Here is a 20195-nt window from a genome sequence, read left to right on the forward strand (position 1 = left end):
ATAAAATCTTTTTTTGTGATCGCAGAAATCTGCGTTCTACTGATTATTTTGGCCAATATTTGGGTGTCTTCAGAAACGAACGGCAGAACTTTTAACAGAATTTCAAAGATTCCGCCGCGGGAAACAGCGCTGGTTTTAGGCACTTCTCCCAGAATGGTTTCAGGAGCCGCAAATCCTTATTTTCTTAAAAGAATGGAAGCCGCTGCTTTGCTTTTTCATCATGGAAAAATTAAAAAAATTATTGTAAGCGGAGAAAAGAGCCAAGGTTATGATGAACCAGCCGCCATGAAGAGATTTTTGGTGTATCAGGAAGGTGTACCAGAAAATATTATTATTGAAGATCCGGAAGGTTTCAATACTCACAGAAGCATTTTACGATGCAAAGAAGTGTATCACGAAAAGAATATTATCATTGTTTCGCAAGGTTTTCATAATCTGAGAGCACTGTTTTTCGCCAGAAATAACGGCATGGATGCGCTGGGGTTTGATGCACAGGATGTCCTGAAACCCGAGAGTTTCTACCGTAATCAGGCTCGGGAAATTCTCGCAAGAGTTTTAGCCGTGGTATATTTCGTTTTCGGAATTTCTCCAGATTAGAAAGGATATCCGAAAGCAATGTTTACCGTAGGTTGCAACGGTTTTATTTTACTGATTCTCCAGCGTTCTCCATCAGGTTGGTTTGGATCATAAATTTTGTAGGCGAAATCTGCACGAAGCGTGATATAGGCAATATTCAGCCTGAGTCCGATGCCACTTCCTATTCCCATTTGTTTCCAGAATTTATTGAATTTGAAATCATCTCCAAATCCGGTATCTTTCAAACTCCAGATGTTTCCCATATCTGTAAAAACAGCGGTTTCATACAGGTTGGTAATGGGAATCCGATATTCTACGCTGGTAGTGAGTTTCACGTTATCCATGGCAAACATTCTGATTCTTTCATCCAGCTGCGAATCTGCAGGACCCAAACCGCCGTAAGGCCTCCACGCCCGAATATCATTGGAACCACCATTAAAATAAGACCGGACAAAAGGCATTTGATTTGAATTTCCATAAGGAATTCCCAGGCCAATAAACTGTCTCAAAGCCAAGGTTTGATTGCCAAAAGTGAAGTATTTTCTGACATCAAAATCAAATTTTACAAATTGGGAAAACGGAACTTTAAAAATGGTTTTTTGTTCACCCGTCGTGATTCCCTGTTGCGAAGCATCTTTCACAAAAAGATCAAGAACATTTCCCGCTACTTCTATTTTTCCATTAAAATAGAAAGGATTCAGATATTCTTTTTTCCCGATTTCGTTATAAATAAAATTGTAAATAAAAGAGGAAATAAGTACATCCTGAGTCTGCCGGTCTTTGTTGATCAATGATTGCCGGAAACTGTTGTAATTGTTCAGCTCACCTCCGGAAAGACTGTTCACGTAGGCTTCATCTTTAATAATCATAGAAGAAAGCTCGTCTGACGAAATTTGTCCGTTCAGAAACTGTTGATACAACATCGGGGAATAATTCTGGAAAGCCTGATCTCTGAAAATCTGGTCTTTGGTGAAATATTCATAATATAAATCCTTGTTTCTTGTCAAACTGAGTTGGGTATTAAATAAGGTAAGCCGGTGCGAAACGATATCATTCACATTGGCTTGATACGAAAGTCCTGTATTGAAATTAATTCTTTCCAAACCGATATTTTTCTGAAAACCTACACCCAGATTAATGGATGAAGTAGGAGAGTACCGCTTCGGAATGAGTTTGTAATAATTGAACGGCAACAATAATTTCGGGAAACTGAGCGCGGCATTGGCAGAAAATTCATGAGCCCAGGTTCTGCTTCCGGGATCTTTGGTATCCTGCACCAATCCCGTAATCCAAGAAACCGAAGTGTTAAGGTTTTGTGCACCGCCAAAAAGATTTCTCGTGGTGAGATCTACGGAAGGCGAAACTGCAATACTCATCAATTGGGAATAATTAATATCGCCTGAGATTTTCAGATCATACTTCGGAAGCGGAGCCAGATAATAACTAACGTCGATGATGCTGTCGCTTTGCTTGCGAAGTCCTTCCCGGTAAGAAATAATGCTGAAATTGTTCATCGCCTGAAAGTTTCGTCGGGTAAGATCCAGGTTTCTCTGGTCGTAAACCTCACCTTTTCTTAAAATAACCGGCCGCCACAATGTTCTGGTTTTGTATCGTTCATCCTGTTTAAAGAAATTGATTCCAAGTAAAGAATCTTTTTTGGCGGTGAGTGTATCAGCAATTTTATCTACTACAAAAACCCGTATATCGCCGATGGTGGCAACTTTGTAAGGAGAATCTAAAGAATCCTTATGAATTTCCATTGTTAACGGAACCTGCTTTCTGCTGTTCAGGGTATCTGCAGTGAAATAAATTTCCTGTCCGCTGTTGTTAAATTCATAATATCCCTTGTCCCTCATCAGAGTATTGATTCTTTTCACTTCCTGTTCCAAAACGGTCTGATCCAGAATTTCGTTGGATCGTATTAGGCTTTTATTCAAATCGATTTCATAGATATTTTTAATATTTGGATCAGGAATGTTATAATACGATTCGCTGATATAAGTAGGATTTTTGGGAGTAATCAGATAATTTACCTCGGCTTTTTTTGCAGCGGAATCCAGATCGTGGCTGTATTTTGTTTCGGCATCCCAATAGCCGCGGTACACCAGTCTTTTCCTGATGGAATTGGCGCTGGTTTCACTTTTCGACTGATCCAGAATCACCGGAGCCTGTCCTACAGTATGAAAAAAGCGGTTCCAGAAAAGATTTTTTCCGACATATTCTTCATGGCCGTACTTTATAAAAAGAGAATCCCTCAGTTTCTGATTTCTCATTTCGCTGGGATAGGTCATGTATTCGTTCAGAATGGTATCGTATTTCGGATTCGCCATATTGTACATCCAAAGTCCTAAGGGAAAAAGAAACAGCTGCTTGGAGTTCGGTTTTTGGGCTACATAATCGTGCAGTTCGTCCTCATACACTTTTTCATTTTCAAACCTGAAATTGTTTTTTACAAGCAAATATTCCCCGTCAGGAACTTTTTTAGTTGTACTACAGGCATAAAGCAAGAAAATTGCGGTTGCGAGAGATAGAAATATATGATATTTTTGAAAATATTTTCCTGAATGCTTACGGCTCATACAATAAAGATATTACAGTCTCTGGATAGAAAGAAGTTTCGCCAAAAATACAATTTGTTTCTCGTGGAAGGAAACAAAAATATACGGGAACTGTTCTCTTCAGAGTATAAAATTAATGAAATATTTTCTATAAATCCCACCGAACTGGACTTTCCGGAAGCTAATATATTGGAAATCAGCGCTCGCGAACTGAAAAAAATTAGCTTTCTTCAGCACCCAAAAGATTCCGTTGCAGTTTGCGAAATAAAAGGAAATACCTTTTTGGAAAATTGCGCTATACAGCTTATTCTGGACGGAATTCAGGATCCCGGAAATATGGGAACCATCATCCGGCTTGCCGATTGGTTTGGAATTGAACAGATCATTTGCTCGGAAGATACGGTGGATTTCTACAATCCTAAAGTCATTCAGGCCAGCATGGGATCTTTCACAAGGGTTAATATTGTTTATCAAAATCTGAAAGAGGTTCTTGAAAACTCCATAAACGTCAATCTCGGAACAGATATGTCCGGCGAAAATATCTATACCTTCCCGTTTCCAGAAAAAATAAATTTGCTTTTAGGTAACGAAGGCAACGGAATTCGCCCTGAAACTGAGCAACTTTTGCATCACAAAATCACCATTCCCCGGTTTGGAAATCATCAGTCTACCGAAAGCCTAAATGTTTCCATGGCAGCAGGAATTATTTTGGGACAGATTTTTTCAAAGAAATCACCCTAAAAGTCTTTTGATCCACTTCAATTTATTTTCTGAATACGGCGGATATTTTAAGTTCGGTTCGCCCCACCATTTGCGATGTAATACCGCTTTTTGATGTGAAAAAGTTTCAAAACTGAACCTGCCGTGATAATGGCCCATCCCTGAATTTCCCACACCTCCGAATGGAAGATGAGGATTGCTCAGATGCATGATTACATCATTGATACAGCCGCCGCCAAAGGAAACGAGAGAAGTAAATAATTTCTTTTCGTCTTCCTTGTTGGTGAAAAGATAAGCAGCTAGCGGCTTCTCTCTGCTCTGAATTTCGGTCAGAGCTTCGCGGAAATATGGATAGGTGAGAACAGGCAAAATAGGGCCGAAAATCTCTTCTTCCATCATCTTGTCATCCCAAGAAATGTTGTGAAGAATGGTAGGTTCTATAAAGAGTCGGGAACGGTCATGATTTCCGCCGGTATAGATTTTTTCAGGATCGATGAGCTGAACCAGCCGATCAAAGTTTTTTTCATTAATAATCCTTGTATAATGTTCACTGTCAGGTTGGTAATTAAACTGCTGAATATAACTTCGGAGATATTCCAGGAATTTATCTTTTATTTTTTCATTCACTAATACATAATCCGGAGCAACGCAAGTCTGGCCACCGTTCAGAAATTTTCCCCAAACGATTCTTTTGGCCGCGATTTGAAAGTCGGCACTTTCGGTGACAATCGCAGGCGATTTTCCTCCGAGTTCCAGAACAATGGGCGTTAGGTGTTTTGCCGCTGCTTCATACACGATTTTTCCAACACGGGTACTTCCGGTAAAGAAAATCTTATCGAACTTGAGTTGGAGAATTTCAGTGGTTTCCTCCACGCCTCCTTGGGCAACATGCAGCAATTCGGGATCAAAATTTTCGTTGATGATTTTTGCCATAGCCACCATGGTGTTTGCTGCTACTTCGCTGGGTTTGATGATGCAGGTATTTCCTGCAGCGATGGCTGCCACCATCGGTGAAAGCGAAAGTTGATATGGATAATTCCATGCTCCGATCACCAGAACATTTCCCAAAGGTTCAAAATAAATCCGGCTGCGCCCGGGAATATTCGCCAGGTTGGTCGCCACTTTCCGGGGTTTTGAGAGTCGTTTCAGATTTTTAAAAAAATACTCGATATCGTTTAAAACTAAAGAAATTTCAGTGGTAAAAGTGTCAAAACGGGATTTTCCGAAATCCTGATGAATCGCTTCATACAGCATTTCCTCATGTTCTTGGAGTACCGATTTCAGTTTTTCAAGCTGCTGAATTCTATAGCTCACATTTTTTGTTTTATGAGTAGCAAAGAAAACTTTCTGCTGATGCAGAATATGATGGATATTCATTACTTTTAAGTTTAGTAAGAGAGTGGATTTTCAGAAACAAATGTAACTGAAAAAAGGCTTTGCTTTAGGTTAAACATTTCAAAAATAGCGTTAAAAACTTTATAAAAATAATGGATTTTAAACATAAAACTTTGTTGGTCACCGGCGGCTGTTCGGGAGTCGGAAAAATCATGGCAAGAAAAGGGTTGAAAAAGGGGTTTCAAAACTGATCATCATTGATATTAATGAATCCGTGCTGGTGCAGACAAAATCGGAATTTTCACACTGGGAAAAAGAGATACTGATTTATCCCTGCGATCTTGCCGATGTTACCCAAATCCGTGAGGTTTCAGAAAAAATAAAGAATGAAGTAGGAAATGTCGATATTCTCATCAACAATGCAGGTGTGGTTACCGGAAAATACTTTCATGAACATACCCATGAAAATATAGAACAATCCATGCTGATCAATTCATGCGCACCGATGCATTTGACGCTGGAATTTCTTCCGGAAATGATGGTAAGAAATCATGGTGCTGTGTGTACAGTGGCGTCTTCAGCAGGGCTGATTTCGAATCCGAAAATGTCAGTATATGCTGCGTCAAAATGGGCTGCAGTAGGGTGGAGCGACAGTGTGCGGCTGGAAATGAAACAACTGGGAAAAAATATTTCCTTCACCACGATTATGCCTTTTTTCATCAATACGGGAATGTTCGATGGCGTGAAATCTAAAATTCTGCCGATGCTGGATCCTGAAAAAACATCAGAAAGGATCATCCGTGCTATAGAAAAGGAAAGGAAAATGCTCGCGATGCCGCTTCCGTATTGGTTTATCAGGTTTTCTCAGGGAATTCTTCCACTCTCCGTATTCGATTGGGTGATGCGCGATGTTCTGGGAATTTATGACACGATGAAGGAGTTTAAAGGAAGAGGTTGATTAAAGAAGAAATGGAAACAAAGTTTGCTGTCATTATAGTTTTTGCTTAGTTACTCATATTTTTAATTTGGGGATACGCACCAAGAGGAATTACTTGAAAAGCAGAGAGGATGATTAGGGAGAAATTGTAGAACTATGGATCGCTATTGTTTTTTCAATTTTAGCAATCATATTCCTTTTGTTTTTTCAATAAAAAAAACCGGCTCATGCGAACCGGTTTTATCTTTAGTGACGGGAAAATATTAAGCTTCCTCAGTCTTGGTTTCTTCTGCAGCAGCTGCTGGTTTTGCAGTTTCCTTAGGAGCCGGAGCTTCTACAGGAGCGTCGGAGATTACATCGAACTCATAGTTGTATTCCACATCTCTGTGAAGTCTTACAAGCGCGGTGAATTTACCTGTTCTCTTAATATTGTTTCCTGGAATCTTGATGTATTTTCTGTCGATTTCTACACCCGCTTTTGCCAGTTCTTCAGAAAGATTCGCATTGTTGATAGAACCGAAAAGCTTGTCGCCGGATCCTACTTTGGTAGCAATCGTAAGCGGAGTTTTTTTCAGTTGCTCTACTTTTGCTTGTGCATCAGCAACTAATTTTGCTTCTTCTTCTTTTCTGGATTCCAGAGTTGCAGCAAGGGTAGCCTTGTTTTTTGGTGTAGCCAGAGCAGCATACCCCTGTGGAATCAGGAAGTTTCTTGCGTATCCCGGTTTTACTTTTACAGTATCAAACTCAAGTCCTAAGTTTTCTACGTCTTTTTTTAGAATAATTTCCATTGTTGTCCTTTTTGTTTTAAAGTTAGGTGCGGTTTTTTCGCAACCAACAAATTAATAATGTTGTGAACCTTACTTTTCGGTTCTTTTAAGTCTTATTTCAGCATATCTGCCACATACGGCATCAGAGCGAGGTGTCTTGCTCTTTTGATGGCTGCGGATACTTTTCTTTGGTATTTCAAAGAAGTTCCTGTATATCTTCTTGGAAGAATTTTCCCTTGCTCGTTTACGAACTGAAGAAGGAAATCAGCATCTTTATAATCTACATGTTTGATTCCGTATTTTTTGAATCTACAGTATTTCTTTTCAGATTTTGTATTGATGTCCAGCGGAGTAAGGAATTTTACTTCAGATTCTCCTCCGGCTGAGGCTTGTTTTGCCATTTCATCTATTGCCATTGTACTATTTTTTTTAGGATTAAAGATTAAGCTTTTGCAGTTCTGTTTTTGGTTCTGCGGGTTACAGCATATTCTACTGCGTGTTTGTCCAGTTTTGTAGTCAGGTAACGGATCACTCTTTCGTCACGCTTGTACGCAAGTTCCAGATCTGCCACTACAGTACCTTCACCTTTGAATTCGATCAAAGTGTAAAATCCGTTCTTTTTCAGTTGAATAGGATAAGCCAGTTTCTTCAGTCCCCAATTTTCTTTGGCAACGATTTCGCAACCTTTTTCTTTTAAAAGGTCTTCAAATTTTTTCACTGCTTCCTCCACCTGTGCGTCAGATAGAACGGGAGTTAAAATGAAAACAGTTTCGTAATTGTGCATAATGTTAAAAAATTAATTAATTATTTCGAGGTGCAAAAATAGGCAATCATTCTGAAACTCACAATAAAAAAAGCTTTGGGTATGAAGAATTTGTAAAAAGGAGTTTGCAGCGAAGTGAGGGAATGAAAGGGAGATTAGCGACGGTCACAGGTTTCGCATTTCTGCTTCTAAAACTATATGAAAAAGTTAACTTTCAAATTCCAGTTGATTTTCATGACCTAACCAATAACCAATTTAATCCATATGGGTATTTTTTTAAGGGTGAATATCAAGCAAGCTTAGAAATCTGTATTCAAAACAATATGAGTGAATATTTAACAACTTCCCAACGTAAAAAACAAAAAAAAATACCAATTGTATTCATTTCCTATAATAAGTAATCAATTATACTTAAAGAAATGAAAAATTAATTTTTTAATCTTTCCTGTGTTTACTATAACCACCTGAGTCTTCCCACCAAGGTGAGGATAGAAGGATTTAACAAAAGTGTGACCTACCAGTACAGAGCCGACGGCACCAAACTGAAAAAGAGTTTTATTATGACAAGGGTGACGGGGCTTTATATTTCTCATCTACAGAATATCTGGATGGTTTTCATTATGTTTCTCCTACATGAGTTGTGGTGGGCATTTTATGAGGAATCCGGCAGTGCCTATGAGCCTGAGGCATTTGTGAATATGGTGAGCGCTATGGATTTGGAGAATGTACTGAAGTTTCCAATCGCAAAAAAAATTATCGATCCATTGATTCTCTGTTCATGACCTTTTATAAAAAAAACCGCTCCAATACTATATTGAAACGGTTTTTCTGAAAACAAATTGATTATTTATTGGATACAAGATTCATTTCAAGATCAACATCCTGAGAAATCATCCAGTCTTTTGGATCGCCTTCTGTACCGTAAGTCAGTCCCCAATCCTGTCTGTTGATGGTGAATTTCGAAGCCAGACTCATCTGATTTTCTGTTATATCCACTTTTGCAGGAAACGTAACGTTTACCGTTTTGTCTTTTATCGTAAGATTTCCGCTCACGATTTTGTTGGCTCCTTCCGTTTTACTTTCGGTACCGGCAGCCAAATCTTCCACTTTGGTGATTTCAAATTTCACGGTAGGATATTTTTCAATATCGAAGAAATCTGCATTTTTAAGATGGGCATCTAGATCCGCGGAAGTTTTCCCGTCCGTGATCGCTGGATCAACTGATGCAGGATCTGTGAGTAAAGTAGTAAGATCAGAGATCAGCGTTCCGCCGGTCAACTGGCCGTTATCAACAGTAAAGTGGCCTGTAGTTTGTGTGGTTCCGAATCTTGGATTCAGCCCGCCTTTATGATAAGCAACCCATTTTACGGTGCTTCCTTCGGTGCTGACAGTGAGCGTGTCACCGTTTTGTGCTCCCACTTCTTGCTCTGTTGCAGTTACTGCGTTATCGGTTTTTGATTCTTTACAGGAAACCGCAAAAAGCGTGGCTGATAATGCCAGAATAAATAATTTTTTCATTGTTTTAAATAGTTTAAAATATACAGGTGCAAAGCTACAGCAAGGCGCACCGCTATGCGTTGATCTATGATAAGAAATGAGAAGATAATTTTTTAACCGAAAATGAGTCTGGCTGCTCTGATTTGATGTGGAGCAAAAGTTACATTGAACTTTCCAGCGATTTCTTTAAGGTGTCAAATTCAAAAGTAAATCCTCTTGAAAGAAGTTTTTCATTGCTGACTTTGGAGCCTTCCAAAAGCATGACAGACATTTCCCCGAAGATCATTTTAATAATAAATGCCGGAGTGTTCGGAAGCCAGCTTTTCTTTCCGAAAGACTGAAGCAAAATTCTTGAAAATTCGTTCATCGTGATATGTTCAGAAGAAACGGCATTATAAATTCCTGATATTTCATTGTTGGCCAGAATAAAATCATACAACCGGATCACATCCCGCACATCCATCCACGGTAAAAATTGTTTGCCGCTTCCTAATGAAACGTTGATGCCTAATCGCGCCAAAGGAGATAATTTCTGCAGCATGCCTCCGTCTTTTCCGATAATCACTCCTTTTCTTAAAATCACGATTCGGGTTCCTAAGGTCTGATACTGCATTGCAGCTTGCTCCCAGGATTGACAGACTTCGGCTAAAAAATCTTTGCCGGCAGCAGATTCTTCAGTGAAAATATTATCGGAAGTTACGGTGCCATAATATCCGACAGCAGAGGAGGAAATGAAAGTTTTTATCTGAATATTATTGTGTTTTACAAAATTGTACAACAGATTGATCGAGGTAATTCTACTGTCAACAATCTCTTTTTTTCTTCTATTTGACCAGCGTTGTTCCCCAATGTTAGCACCGGTAAGATTGATGATCACATCCACTTCTTCAAAAGCAATTTTATCTATAAACCCTGTATCTGTGTCCCATTGGAAATAGTGGAGCTGTGGTTTCGAACTGCGCCGTGGCTTTCTCGACAATGCATTCACAAAATATCCCTTTTCCAATAAAGAAGCAATCATCTGTTGGCCAATAAAACCGGTAGCTCCGGCAATCAGAATTTTATTCATTTTCATGTTCCTCAATATAGGAAATTATTATGGAAAGATAAGTTAGTAAAATAGCGTCATTTAGATACCTGATTATCAAAAATGCGTAATCAAAAGTAAGGTAAATTCCGTCAGGTTAAAAAACAAAAAATCCCTAAAACTTGCTATTCAGAGCTTGTTAGGGATTTTAAAAGTGGTTTCTCCAGGAATCGAACCAGGGACACACGGATTTTCAGTCCGTTGCTCTACCAACTGAGCTAAGAAACCATTAACTTTGTTGTTTAAAGTGCTGCAAAAATAATATAAATTTCCATACAACACAAGTGAAATTCAGCTTTTTCTTTTATTTTTCCTGAACCTGCTGATTTTCAGATGTATGTTTTTCCTGTTCCTGTCGCATCTGGTCGCTCATCTCTTCCAGTACAGGTTTTATGGTGCTTTCCGGGAGTTCGCTGATGCGGATATACATCAAACCATCGATAGCATCATTGAACTTAGGATCCACATTAAAAGAAATTACCTTTGCGTTTTGCTTGATATATTTTTTGATCAACACAGGAAGCCTTAGTTCCGGCTCCAGGTCATCTATAACCTTGTCCAGTTTGTTCAGATCCGCATCCATTTCTTCCAGGAAAATATGTTTGTCACGGTCGCGCACTTTTATTTTAAATTCTTTCTTTGGATGGATATATTGCGCCACGGCAGAATCGTAGTAATGCGAACGCATAAATTCTACCATCAGCGATTTGGAAAATTCCGAAAACTTATCGGAAATACTCACGCCACCCATCAGAAATTTATGATCAGGATTCCGCAGACAGACATGAATAATGCCGCGCCATAAGAGGAAAAGGGGAAGTGGTTTCATCTGATATTCAGGCAGAATATAGGCCCGTCCCATTTCAATAACTTTCCGGAAAAAAGGATGAATTTCCTGATCAAATTCAAAAAGAGAATTGGTGTAGAAGCCGGTAATTCCCTGTTTTTTCATAATATCTTTCCCAAGTCCCATTCGGTAGGATCCCACCAGTTTCCGAGCTTCGCTGTCCCAAAGAAAAAGGTGGTTGTAATGTTTGTCAAATTCGTCCAGATCATAGGGTAGATTGCTTCCTTCGCCAATTTTTCTGAAGGTCAATTCGCGCTGTCTCCCGATTTCTCTCATAATAGAAGGAATTTCATGATAGGCTGCAAAATAAACCTCATAATTGCCGTTGGAAAAAAACATTTTATCGCTTTTTTTCAGCTCATTAATCTCCTTTACAAGATCTTCCTGCGGCGTTTCTTCAATAATATTCTGAATAATATTGGACTCTTTTAGTATTGGAAATTTAATATTCAGGTTGGGAAGTTTTAGAATTTCCGGCAATGATTTTCTCCGGTCATAATAGGATTTCATCATATACACTTTCCTTTTCAGGAATTCTCCCAGTTCCTCAATCGATTCCTGCTCTTCAATCATACGCAGCGAAATACTTTTACCGATTCTCAAACGGATCGGTTTGTCGCGGTTCAACATCATTTCCGAAGGCAACATCAGGGTCTGCAGATTAGGATGCAGTTTGGAAAGCTGATAAAATTTCTGGCTGTTTTTTGCATGAAAATACATGGGAATGACAGGGCATTTCGCTGCCCTGATCAGCTTCAGAGCCGGAGTCTCCCAGGTTTTATCCAGTATTTCACCATACGGATTATTGGTATTGGAAACTTCGCCTGCCGGAAAAATCCCTATACAGCCACCGTTTTCCAGATGTTTTAGTGTCGCCCGCATTCCGTTGGCAGAATTGTGAAGCTCTTTTCGCCCTTCAAAAGGATTTACCGGAATAACATACGGTGCCATCGGTTCAATTTTCGACAAGAGAAAATTTCCCATTATTTTAAAATCAGGGCGTATTGCCGAGATAATTTTCGTCATCAAAATCCCGTCGATTGCGCCCAGAGGATGATTGGACACTATAATAAAAGGCCCGGATTTGGGAATTTTGCATAGGTCTTCTTCAAAAACAATGTATTTCAAATTCCTTTCCCGGACGAAAGCGTCAAAGAAATCTTTCCCTTTTTTGTCTTTCAGTTTATCATATAAGGCATTCACCTCATTAATCTTGGTAAGCCACATCACTGCAGAAGCAATCGGGCTTTTCAGAGGCCCCACCTTGTCAAGGCCGGCAGCTTTTATCAGATCTTGTCTGGAAATTAAACTCATTTTTAGTTAAAAGTTTTTTTATTGTGTAACCATCTGAAGCGTATTCCTTGAAATTTGCTCCAGCAGTACTTTTTTATTTTTATAAAATTTATGAAGATCTTTCAGATCGGTATTTCGAACAGTAAAAAGCGATACATCTTTTACCAGTTCTGTATGAAAATCACGCGAAAGTTCGGCATGAAAAGCATCGATATTTCCGAAAGGATCCTCCAGGCACAAAGCTAATGAAATTGCTGAGTTCTGCATGAGGGATACCCGAATTTTAGACTGGTTCAGAAGCTGGAAAATATGACTGATATGATCTTCAGCAATGAATGAAAAATCGCGTGTCGCAATCCGAATCAGGGTTTGTTTATTTTTCAGAATATAACTTTCAGTAAGTTCATTCTTCGCAGTGAGGCTTATTTTGGTTCCTTTTTCTTCCGGTTTCAAAAAAGATTTCACAAAGAACGGAATATTCTTCTGTTGCAGCGGTTGCAGGGTTTTCGGATGGATGACCGATGCACCGTAATAGGCCATTTCTATGGCTTCTTCGTAAGAAATGTTGGAAAGCAGCGAAACATTTTCAAATTTCCTGGGATCGCCGGTCATCACGCCGGGAACATCCTTCCAGATCGTCATCGCTTCCGCGTCGGTACAATAGGCAAAAACCGCAGCAGTATAATCGGAGCCTTCTCTGCCAAGCGTCGTGGTAAAATTGTTGGAATCGGACCCGATAAATCCTTGGGTCACATAACTGGCGTTTTCAGGCAGCGCACGTATCAGTTCTTCGGTTTGTTGCCAATTTACTTCGGCTTCCTGATAAGTATCGTCTGTTTTAATAAAATCCCTCACGTCCAGCCATTGGTTGGTAAATCCTTTCTCGTTCAGGTATTCGCTGAGGATTTTTGAGGAAATCAATTCTCCGCTGCTAACCACCTGATCGTACACAAAACTGTAATTCGGTGATTTATTTCTTCTCAAAAAAGCTTCCAGATCATCAAAAAAAAGAGCTATTTCCTGAAAGACAGAATGTTGATCACAGAAAATTCCTTTAGCGATATCAATATGATTTTGTTTTATAATGTCAATTTCCTGTTTATAATTGCCTTTTTGAAAATAGAGTGCCACCACCTTTTCTAACGCATTGGTGGTTTTTCCCATCGCAGAAACGATGAGAATACAGTGCTCAAAACCCTGGCTTTCCAGAACCAAAGCAACATTTTTTACACTCTTAGCATCCTTCACGGATGCACCTCCGAATTTAAAAACTTTCATTTAAAAAACTAACAGTCAACAGAATATAATTATTTTTCCATCCGAAAATCACAATAGAAAAAGTTTTCAAAAATAGTGTTTTAACACGAGAAATAAAAAAAGCTGACAACTGGTAAAGCAAAGCCTAAAACACAATGCTTTATATTGCGAAGAATCCGCTTCTTTATGTGATAGAAAATTCCGAAATTTGTGCAGAATCAAAATATTACAAATGTCAGAAAAAGTATTACAAACTCTGGGGGAATTTATTATCGACAAACAGGAAGATTTTCAGTACACCACAGGAGAACTCTCCAGACTGTTGAGTGCCATAAGGCTTGCGTCAAAAGTCGTGAACCGTGAAGTGAACAAGGCAGGTATTGCGGACATCATCGGCAAAGCCGGAAATACCAATATTCAGGGCGAAGATCAGCAGAAACTGGATGTTCTGGCAAATGAAATATTTATTGCAGCACTTTCTCAAAGGGAAGTGGTATGCGGAATCGCTTCCGAAGAAAATGATGATTTCATCGATGTCAAATGCGGCCCGAACGGCCACATGAGCAAATATGTAGTATTAATAGATCCTTTGGACGGTTCTTCCAATATCGACGTGAACGTATCCGTAGGAAGTATTTTTTCCATTTACAGAAGAATTTCCGAACCGGGAACTCCGGTAGAACTCCGCGATTTTTTACAAAAAGGAACCGAACAAGTTGCTGCGGGATATGTGGTGTACGGTTCTTCCACCATGATTGTGTATACCACAGGAAACGGCGTGAATGGTTTTACGCTGGATCCGAGTTTGGGAACGTATTATCTTTCTCATCCGAATATGACATTTCCGGAATCGGGGAAAATTTATTCTATTAATGAAGGAAATTATCTCAAATTCCCTCAAGGCGTCAAAAATTATCTGAAATATTGCCAAATGATAGAAGGCGACAGGCCATATACATCACGTTACATCGGATCTCTGGTCTCTGATTTCCACAGAAATATGATCAAAGGCGGAATTTACATGTATCCGTCGTATGCCAACGCACCGCACGGGAAACTTCGCTTGTTATACGAATGCAATCCGATGGCGTTTCTGGCAGAACAAGCCGGTGGAAAAGCAACCGATGGTTTCAACAGAATTCTGGATCTGGAACCTACAGAATTGCACCAAAGAGTTCCTTTTTTCTGCGGAAGTAAAAATATGGTGGAAAAAGCAGAAGAATTCATGAGGATAGATGCTACACAAGATTAAATATTGCAAAGGCGCCCAGGCGTCTTTTTTCTTTAAATCAATACAAAAATGAAAACGGCAATTTACCGCCAGCACATTTTACAATTCAAAACTCCCGGCGGAACTTCGCGCGGCGTTCTTAATACCAAGGAAACCTACCTTCTTGAAATATTTGAAAATGGAAAAAAAGGAATAGGAGAGTGCGGGCTTTTCCGCGGATTGAGTTGTGATGATGTTCCAGAATACGAATCAAAACTGCAATGGCTTTGCAGTAATATTAACGAAGATGTGGCGGTTCTCCTAGAGGAATTGCGCAATTTTCCTTCGCTTTGGTTTGGGTACGAACAGGCCATGCTGAACCTGAAACACGGCGACAGTCTGTATTTTCCCAGTGAATTTACGGAAGGTAAAAAAGGCATCAGAATCAACGGACTCATCTGGATGGGCGATGCGGAATACATGCAGGAACAGATCCGGGAAAAATTGCAGCATGGATTTGGTTGCCTGAAACTGAAAATCGGGAGCGATTGGGAAACGGAACACCAAATTCTGAAAATTCTCAGAACTCAATTTCCCGCGCAGGATCTGGAATTGCGGGTAGATGCCAACGGTGCTTTTTCTCCGGAGCAAGCTACAACAGTATTAGAAGAACTCGCTAAACTTAAAATTCACTCCATTGAACAGCCGATAAAATCCGGAAACAGAACTGCGATGAAACAACTCTGCAGCCGGACTCCCGTACCCATCGCGCTGGATGAAGAACTGATCGGAATCAATCAGGTCCCGGAGAAGCAAATATTGTTAGAGGAAATCCGGCCACAGTTTATTATTCTGAAACCCTCATTGTCAGGAGGTTTTTCCGGAAGCGATGAATGGATTTCTGCGGCTGAGAAAACCAAAACCGGATGGTGGATTACTTCCGCGCTGGAAAGCAATATCGGCCTGAATGCCATCGCCCAGTACGTCTACACCAAAAATAATCCGATGCCTCAGGGACTCGGAACCGGAAATGTTTTCACCAATAATTTTGAAACGCCAATTGTGCTGGAAGGAGATGTGTTGATGTATGATTCTGAGAAGAGATAATGTTCTCGTAGGACAAGAACTGGAAATAATGAAACCAAAGGACCATCATACTGCTGAAAAAAGCTCCCGAAGCTTCCGTTCAACAGAAATTTATCTCAGCGTTTTTTATTTGCTATTTTGTTTCGATGGTTTTTCAATTCGTTGTTGGGCTTGAAAGACCAACAAAACTCTGGTAATTAAACCAACAAAACCAATGTTCCAGTATTTGAAGGTGAAGGACAGCAGGAGATTCAGCTGGTGAAACCTAAACTAGCCGATGCCGGTATTGAAAACACGGTTGAAAACAAATATATGACCTTCACCACGACGCTGACGGCGAACACTTTGAAAATAATGGTAAGCCTCGAAGATGAAAAAAAGGCATTTGAAATCATTGATGCCTGGCTTCAAAAATCGGATAATATTTAACCCAAAACAATTGAATAATTTTAAGTTTTACTACTTTGACCGGAACATTGGGTGTTCCGGTTTTTTTTGACATTTGTCAAAGGAATCTATTTTGCAGCGGCCGAAATTTGCACGTTCAATTTTACAAACAAACAGAAAATGAAAACTATACACAAATTGCTTATGGGCGCAGCTTTTTCGCTGCCGCTCACGCTTTATGCGCAACAGGCACCTACGCTGCAGGAACTCATCAGCAGTGCGCTGCAGAATAATGAAACGCTCAACCAGCAGGTTTTAGAAAACAAATTCACCAAACTCGATGACGAAAAGCTGAATGATGTGTTTCTCCCAAAAGTGGAGATTACCGGGAAAACAGGTTATATGTACACTTCGGCGCATATCAGTTCACCGGAAATAAAAGTTCCGGCAGTGCCGGCGGTTTTTCCGGGAGCGGTGGTGCCTGAAGGACAGCTGAGTAATAATCTTAACATTTCGGGTCTTTCTGCCTCTGCAAAGGCCGAAGCAAGTATGGTGATTTATTCAGGCGGAAAGGTGAAATATCTGAAGGAAGCCAACCGCGAGAAAAATCTTTCGGAAGAAGTGATGATGCAGAAAACCAAGGACGACGTCATTACCGAAATTTCCAAAGCATACGACCAGTTGGCCTTGGTTTACGAATCCAAAAATGTTCTGGATCAGTCCAAAAAACGTTTGGAAATCAATAAAAAAACGGCCGACAAAGCTTTGGGTTATGGTTTGATTACGCCTTACGACCACAAAAAAATAGAACTTGCACAGGCCACTTTGGATTCTAAAATGGTGGAATATGAAGGTAAAAAGGATCTTCTGATCACTCAGATCCATCTTTTGACCGGCATTGAAAGGGAGCGTATTGCCATGATTGAACACGATCTTCAGCCGATAAACTACGATGTTCTGAACGAAACCGTTGAAAACAGGGCAGAAGTGAAAGCGCTTCAACACGGCATTAACGCGACATATTTCAAAATTAAAGCCGAAGAGAGATGGTGGGTTCCGAAAGTTCAGGCGCAGACTTCGCTCTCGTATTTCGGGCTTTACAACAACCGCATTTCAACCTCGGATGAAATTTTTCTCGGCACTGGAAAAAAACTCGATTTGCATCCTCGTGCCATAAACGTATTTCCCATGTTTACCGCAGGAATTGGCTTTAAATGGGAGGTTTTCGACGGTAATGAAGGCAAACATGCCATTGAGAAAGCCAAGATAGATAAGGAAATTCTGGAGAGCAAACAGAAAGACGCAATTAAAAAATTGAATTTAAACCTAGCCAACAACCAAACCAATTACAACATCGCGAACGCTCAAATCAAACTAAAAGAAAAGGCAAGACAGATCGCGGCCAAAGGTTTGGAACAGTTGGAAAAGGAATTCAGATACGGCACCAGAACCTCCGCCGCGCTTATCGAAGCGGAAACGGATTTACAGAATGCCGAACTGGAACTGCACACCGCGATTTTCAATCAGAGAGTTTCCGCCATTGAACTGATGAAATCTACACAAAACCTTAATCCTGAAAATCTTTAATTATTTAAAAAAATTAAAAAACAAACAAACGAAATGAAATCTACATCAAAAATACTTTCTGTTCTTACCCTGTTAACTTTGGTCAATTGCAGCGAAAAGCCTGCAGAACGTGCCATTGAAGGTAAAACGAGAAAAGAACTCGTCACTTTTTCACCAAAAGTAACCGGCCGAATCCTGGAGATTTATGTGGAAGAAGGGCAAACCGTAAAAGCCGGGGATACGCTTGCAAAGCTTGATGTACCTGAAGTCTCTGCAAAAATCGCACAGGCAAAGGGTGCAACTTCCGCAGCCAAAGCACAGGCTCAAATGGCAAGAAACGGTGCTACCGCCGACCAGATGCGACAGTTGAGAGCCAAGCAAAAAGGGCTTCAGGAGCAGTTTCAGTATGCGCAGAAAGCCTACGACAGGGCTAGGAATATGTACCGCGACAGCTTGCTTTCGCCACAAAATTATGATGAAGCCTTCGCGAAATATCAGGGCGCCAAAGCACAGTTGGATGCTGCAAACGCCGAACTGCACGACGTTCAGATCGGTACGCGGTACGAAAAAATAGAAATGGCGGAAGGACAGGCGAATCAGGCGATGGGCGCATTGCAGGAAGCGAATGTGGCTTATTCTGAACGATATGTGATCGCTACGAACGATATGGAAATCGAAACGGTTTCTTTGAACAAAGGTGAACTCGCGACCGCCGGTTTTGCGCTTTTTTCAGGCTATATTCCCGACACGACTTATTTCAGATTCACCGTTCCGGAAAGTAAAATTTCAGCTTATGAAAAAGGGAAAACCGTAAAAATGGTCGTGAATTACAACCAAAAAGAAATTACCGGGCGCATTGTTTCCATCAAACAACTGGCAAAATACGCCGATATCACGACGGCTTTTCCGGATTATAATCCTGAAGATGCGGTTTATGAGATTAAAGTAATTCCGGATAATCGGGCCCAGTTGGGTAATATTCTGGTGAACTCCAATGTGGTTTTAAAATAAGTGACGGAATTCTTATTCTATTAAAAATGAAACAGTTAAGATATTTACTGAAAAGAGAATTCCGGCTCTTTTTTACCAATAAAACCATGCTATCGGTGTTTTTTATGGCACCGGCATTCTACGCGTTGCTCATCGGTTTCACGTATAAAAAAGGGAAGGTTGAAAACATTCCGGTGATCCTCATCAACCACGATAAAACGCCGCTTTCCGACCAGGTAACCCAAATGTTTGAGGACAACCATACCATAAAAGTCCTGAATTATATTGATGAACCGGCTCCCTTGAAAGATGAGGTCATCAAGACCGAAGCTGCCGCTGTAGTCATCATTCCGGAGCGGTTTGAAGCGCTGATGCTTCAGAAAAAATATCCGGAAATTACGGTTTACGTCAACACGTCCAATGTCCTCACCGCGAATTTTGCTACGAAAGCGATTCAGCAGATTCTGGGAACATTTTCGGCAGGTGCAGAGATCAAGGCGCTGCAGAAAAAAGGCATGAATGTAGAAATTGCGAAAACCCAGTACGAACCGTTTAAAGCCAATTACATCACGCTGTTCAACACCACGAGTAATTACCTGATTTTTATGTGGCCCGCGATGATGGCGGTGGTACTGCAGCAGGTCATTTTGATGGCAATGGCAGTGACTTTTGCTGAGGAATTCAAGCGCGACAGTTTTAAACGTGATTTTGCCGGTAAACACAAATATGCGGTTTTGGTGATGGCTATAAAATGTCTTCCGGTGTGGATTTTCGCCAATTTCAACATCCTGTTTTTCTACCTGTGCAGCCTTTATTTTAAAATTCCGTCACCGGTGAATGTGCCCAACTTCTTCCTGCTGACCGCAATTTTCGTGGTGGCATCAACCAATTTGGGCGTGCTGTTCAGTATTTTGGTTCCTGATGCGCTGAAGGCGACACAATATCTGATGGTGATAGCTTCTCCGGCGTTCATTGTAAGTGGATTTACGTGGCCAACATCGGCGATGCCTCAGTTTGTGCAGTATTTCAATTCCATTATTCCCTTGACCCCTTATCTCGAGGCATTGAAAATCATGGTTGTGGAACGTGGTTCAGATTATTTAACCCAAAAGTACTTCTTCCATCTTTTGATTTTGGCGTTAGTGTATTTTGTATTAGGCTGGATTGCGCTTAAAATTAAAATCAATTCACTCTACAAAAAGTACCAGCTTTCAGAAGATGATGAAAGCGATGATTTTGATGAAATTACAGCATCAGAAAATAATCTCAACGAAAACGGCTCAACACCGCAAGAAATATAAAGTTTTCATTTCTTTATA

General features: G+C 40.3%; 19 protein-coding genes and 1 tRNA gene. 10 read left to right on the forward strand and 10 right to left on the reverse strand.

Annotated elements, in window-relative coordinates; genetic code table 11:
- Window positions 1–18 precede the first annotated feature (18 nt).
- Window positions 19–597 carry a SanA/YdcF family protein gene (locus tag DQ356_RS08355; protein WP_228420694.1) on the forward strand — a complete coding sequence of 193 codons (579 nt, stop codon included), beginning with the start codon at window positions 19–21 and terminating at the stop codon, window positions 595–597.
- Here DQ356_RS08355 and tamL read toward each other — a convergent pair.
- The gene (gene tamL / locus DQ356_RS08360) at window positions 594–3155 is read right to left on the reverse strand and encodes a translocation and assembly module lipoprotein TamL (protein WP_114304023.1); all 2562 of its coding nucleotides are present in this window, start codon (window positions 3153–3155) and stop codon (window positions 594–596) included. The two genes, DQ356_RS08355 and tamL, sit on opposite strands and share 4 nt — an antisense overlap.
- On the opposite strand from tamL, the gene DQ356_RS08365 reads away from it, so the two are divergent.
- Window positions 3141–3875 carry a TrmH family RNA methyltransferase gene (locus DQ356_RS08365; protein ID WP_114304070.1) on the forward strand — a complete coding sequence of 245 codons (735 nt, stop codon included), beginning with the start codon at window positions 3141–3143 and terminating at the stop codon, window positions 3873–3875. The two genes, tamL and DQ356_RS08365, sit on opposite strands and share 15 nt — an antisense overlap.
- Here the strand turns inward: DQ356_RS08365 and DQ356_RS08370 are convergent.
- Window positions 3867–5231: an aldehyde dehydrogenase gene (locus DQ356_RS08370; RefSeq protein WP_114304024.1), complete on the reverse strand. Its 1365-nt coding sequence runs from the start codon at window positions 5229–5231 to the stop codon at window positions 3867–3869. The genes DQ356_RS08365 and DQ356_RS08370 overlap by 9 nt on opposite strands.
- A 238-nt stretch (window positions 5232–5469) precedes the next feature.
- Between DQ356_RS08370 and DQ356_RS08375 the strand changes: the two genes are divergently transcribed.
- Window positions 5470–6147 carry an SDR family NAD(P)-dependent oxidoreductase gene (locus DQ356_RS08375; protein WP_262510892.1) on the forward strand — a complete coding sequence of 226 codons (678 nt, stop codon included), beginning with the start codon at window positions 5470–5472 and terminating at the stop codon, window positions 6145–6147.
- Window positions 6148–6389: 242 nt separating this feature from the next.
- Here the strand turns inward: DQ356_RS08375 and rplI are convergent, their stop codons facing one another.
- The 3 genes from rplI to rpsF form a co-directional block, all read right to left on the reverse strand.
- Window positions 6390–6914 carry a 50S ribosomal protein L9 gene (gene rplI / locus DQ356_RS08380; protein WP_114304025.1) on the reverse strand — a complete coding sequence of 175 codons (525 nt, stop codon included), beginning with the start codon at window positions 6912–6914 and terminating at the stop codon, window positions 6390–6392.
- 92 nt (window positions 6915–7006) lie between these two features.
- On the reverse strand, window positions 7007–7309 hold the full coding sequence (gene rpsR / locus DQ356_RS08385) for a 30S ribosomal protein S18 (protein WP_095069239.1): 303 nt from the start codon (window positions 7307–7309) through the stop codon (window positions 7007–7009).
- A gap of 26 nt (window positions 7310–7335) precedes the next feature.
- Entirely contained in the window at window positions 7336–7677 is a 342-nt protein-coding gene (gene rpsF / locus DQ356_RS08390; RefSeq protein WP_114304026.1) for a 30S ribosomal protein S6, read from the reverse strand.
- Window positions 7678–8165: 488 nt separating this feature from the next.
- Between rpsF and DQ356_RS08400 the strand changes: the two genes are divergently transcribed.
- Complete coding sequence (locus DQ356_RS08400; protein ID WP_126723263.1) at window positions 8166–8438, forward strand: hypothetical protein; 273 nt, start codon at window positions 8166–8168, stop codon at window positions 8436–8438.
- A gap of 61 nt (window positions 8439–8499) precedes the next feature.
- On the opposite strand, the gene DQ356_RS08405 is transcribed toward DQ356_RS08400, so the two are convergent.
- The 5 genes from DQ356_RS08405 to DQ356_RS08425 all read right to left on the reverse strand — a co-directional run bounded on the left by DQ356_RS08405 (window position 8500) and on the right by DQ356_RS08425 (window position 13658).
- Window positions 8500–9174 (reverse strand): YceI family protein, encoded by a 675-nt coding sequence (locus DQ356_RS08405; RefSeq protein ID WP_114304029.1) that lies wholly within the window; start codon window positions 9172–9174, stop codon window positions 8500–8502.
- Between the two features lie 139 nt (window positions 9175–9313).
- The gene (locus tag DQ356_RS08410; protein ID WP_114304071.1) at window positions 9314–10222 is read right to left on the reverse strand and encodes a TIGR01777 family oxidoreductase; all 909 of its coding nucleotides are present in this window, start codon (window positions 10220–10222) and stop codon (window positions 9314–9316) included.
- A 173-nt stretch (window positions 10223–10395) separates the two neighbouring features.
- Window positions 10396–10468: transfer RNA gene (locus DQ356_RS08415), tRNA-Phe, on the reverse strand.
- Between the two features lie 76 nt (window positions 10469–10544).
- Window positions 10545–12401, reverse strand: coding sequence for a lysophospholipid acyltransferase family protein (locus tag DQ356_RS08420; RefSeq protein ID WP_114304030.1), 1857 nt, complete (start codon window positions 12399–12401; stop codon window positions 10545–10547).
- Between the two features lie 18 nt (window positions 12402–12419).
- On the reverse strand, window positions 12420–13658 hold the full coding sequence (locus tag DQ356_RS08425) for an aspartate kinase (protein ID WP_114304031.1): 1239 nt from the start codon (window positions 13656–13658) through the stop codon (window positions 12420–12422).
- Window positions 13659–13869: 211 nt separating this feature from the next.
- Between DQ356_RS08425 and fbp the strand changes: the two genes are divergently transcribed.
- The 6 genes from fbp to DQ356_RS08455 all read left to right on the forward strand — a co-directional run bounded on the left by fbp (window position 13870) and on the right by DQ356_RS08455 (window position 20177).
- On the forward strand, window positions 13870–14889 hold the full coding sequence (fbp, locus tag DQ356_RS08430) for a class 1 fructose-bisphosphatase (RefSeq protein WP_114304032.1): 1020 nt from the start codon (window positions 13870–13872) through the stop codon (window positions 14887–14889).
- 48 nt (window positions 14890–14937) lie between these two features.
- Complete coding sequence (locus DQ356_RS08435) at window positions 14938–15954, forward strand: o-succinylbenzoate synthase (protein WP_114304033.1); 1017 nt, start codon at window positions 14938–14940, stop codon at window positions 15952–15954.
- A 237-nt stretch (window positions 15955–16191) separates the two neighbouring features.
- Entirely contained in the window at window positions 16192–16362 is a 171-nt protein-coding gene (locus tag DQ356_RS08440) for a DUF2007 domain-containing protein (protein WP_228420691.1), read from the forward strand.
- A gap of 138 nt (window positions 16363–16500) precedes the next feature.
- The gene (locus tag DQ356_RS08445) at window positions 16501–17907 is read left to right on the forward strand and encodes a TolC family protein (RefSeq protein WP_114304072.1); all 1407 of its coding nucleotides are present in this window, start codon (window positions 16501–16503) and stop codon (window positions 17905–17907) included.
- A 33-nt stretch (window positions 17908–17940) separates the two neighbouring features.
- Entirely contained in the window at window positions 17941–18897 is a 957-nt protein-coding gene (locus DQ356_RS08450; RefSeq protein WP_114304035.1) for an HlyD family secretion protein, read from the forward strand.
- Between the two features lie 26 nt (window positions 18898–18923).
- Complete coding sequence (locus DQ356_RS08455; RefSeq protein WP_114304036.1) at window positions 18924–20177, forward strand: ABC transporter permease; 1254 nt, start codon at window positions 18924–18926, stop codon at window positions 20175–20177.
- Window positions 20178–20195: the final 18 nt, after the last annotated feature.

The sequence above is a fragment of the Chryseobacterium lacus genome, assembly GCF_003336205.1.
Taxonomy (GTDB): domain Bacteria; phylum Bacteroidota; class Bacteroidia; order Flavobacteriales; family Weeksellaceae; genus Chryseobacterium_A; species Chryseobacterium_A lacus.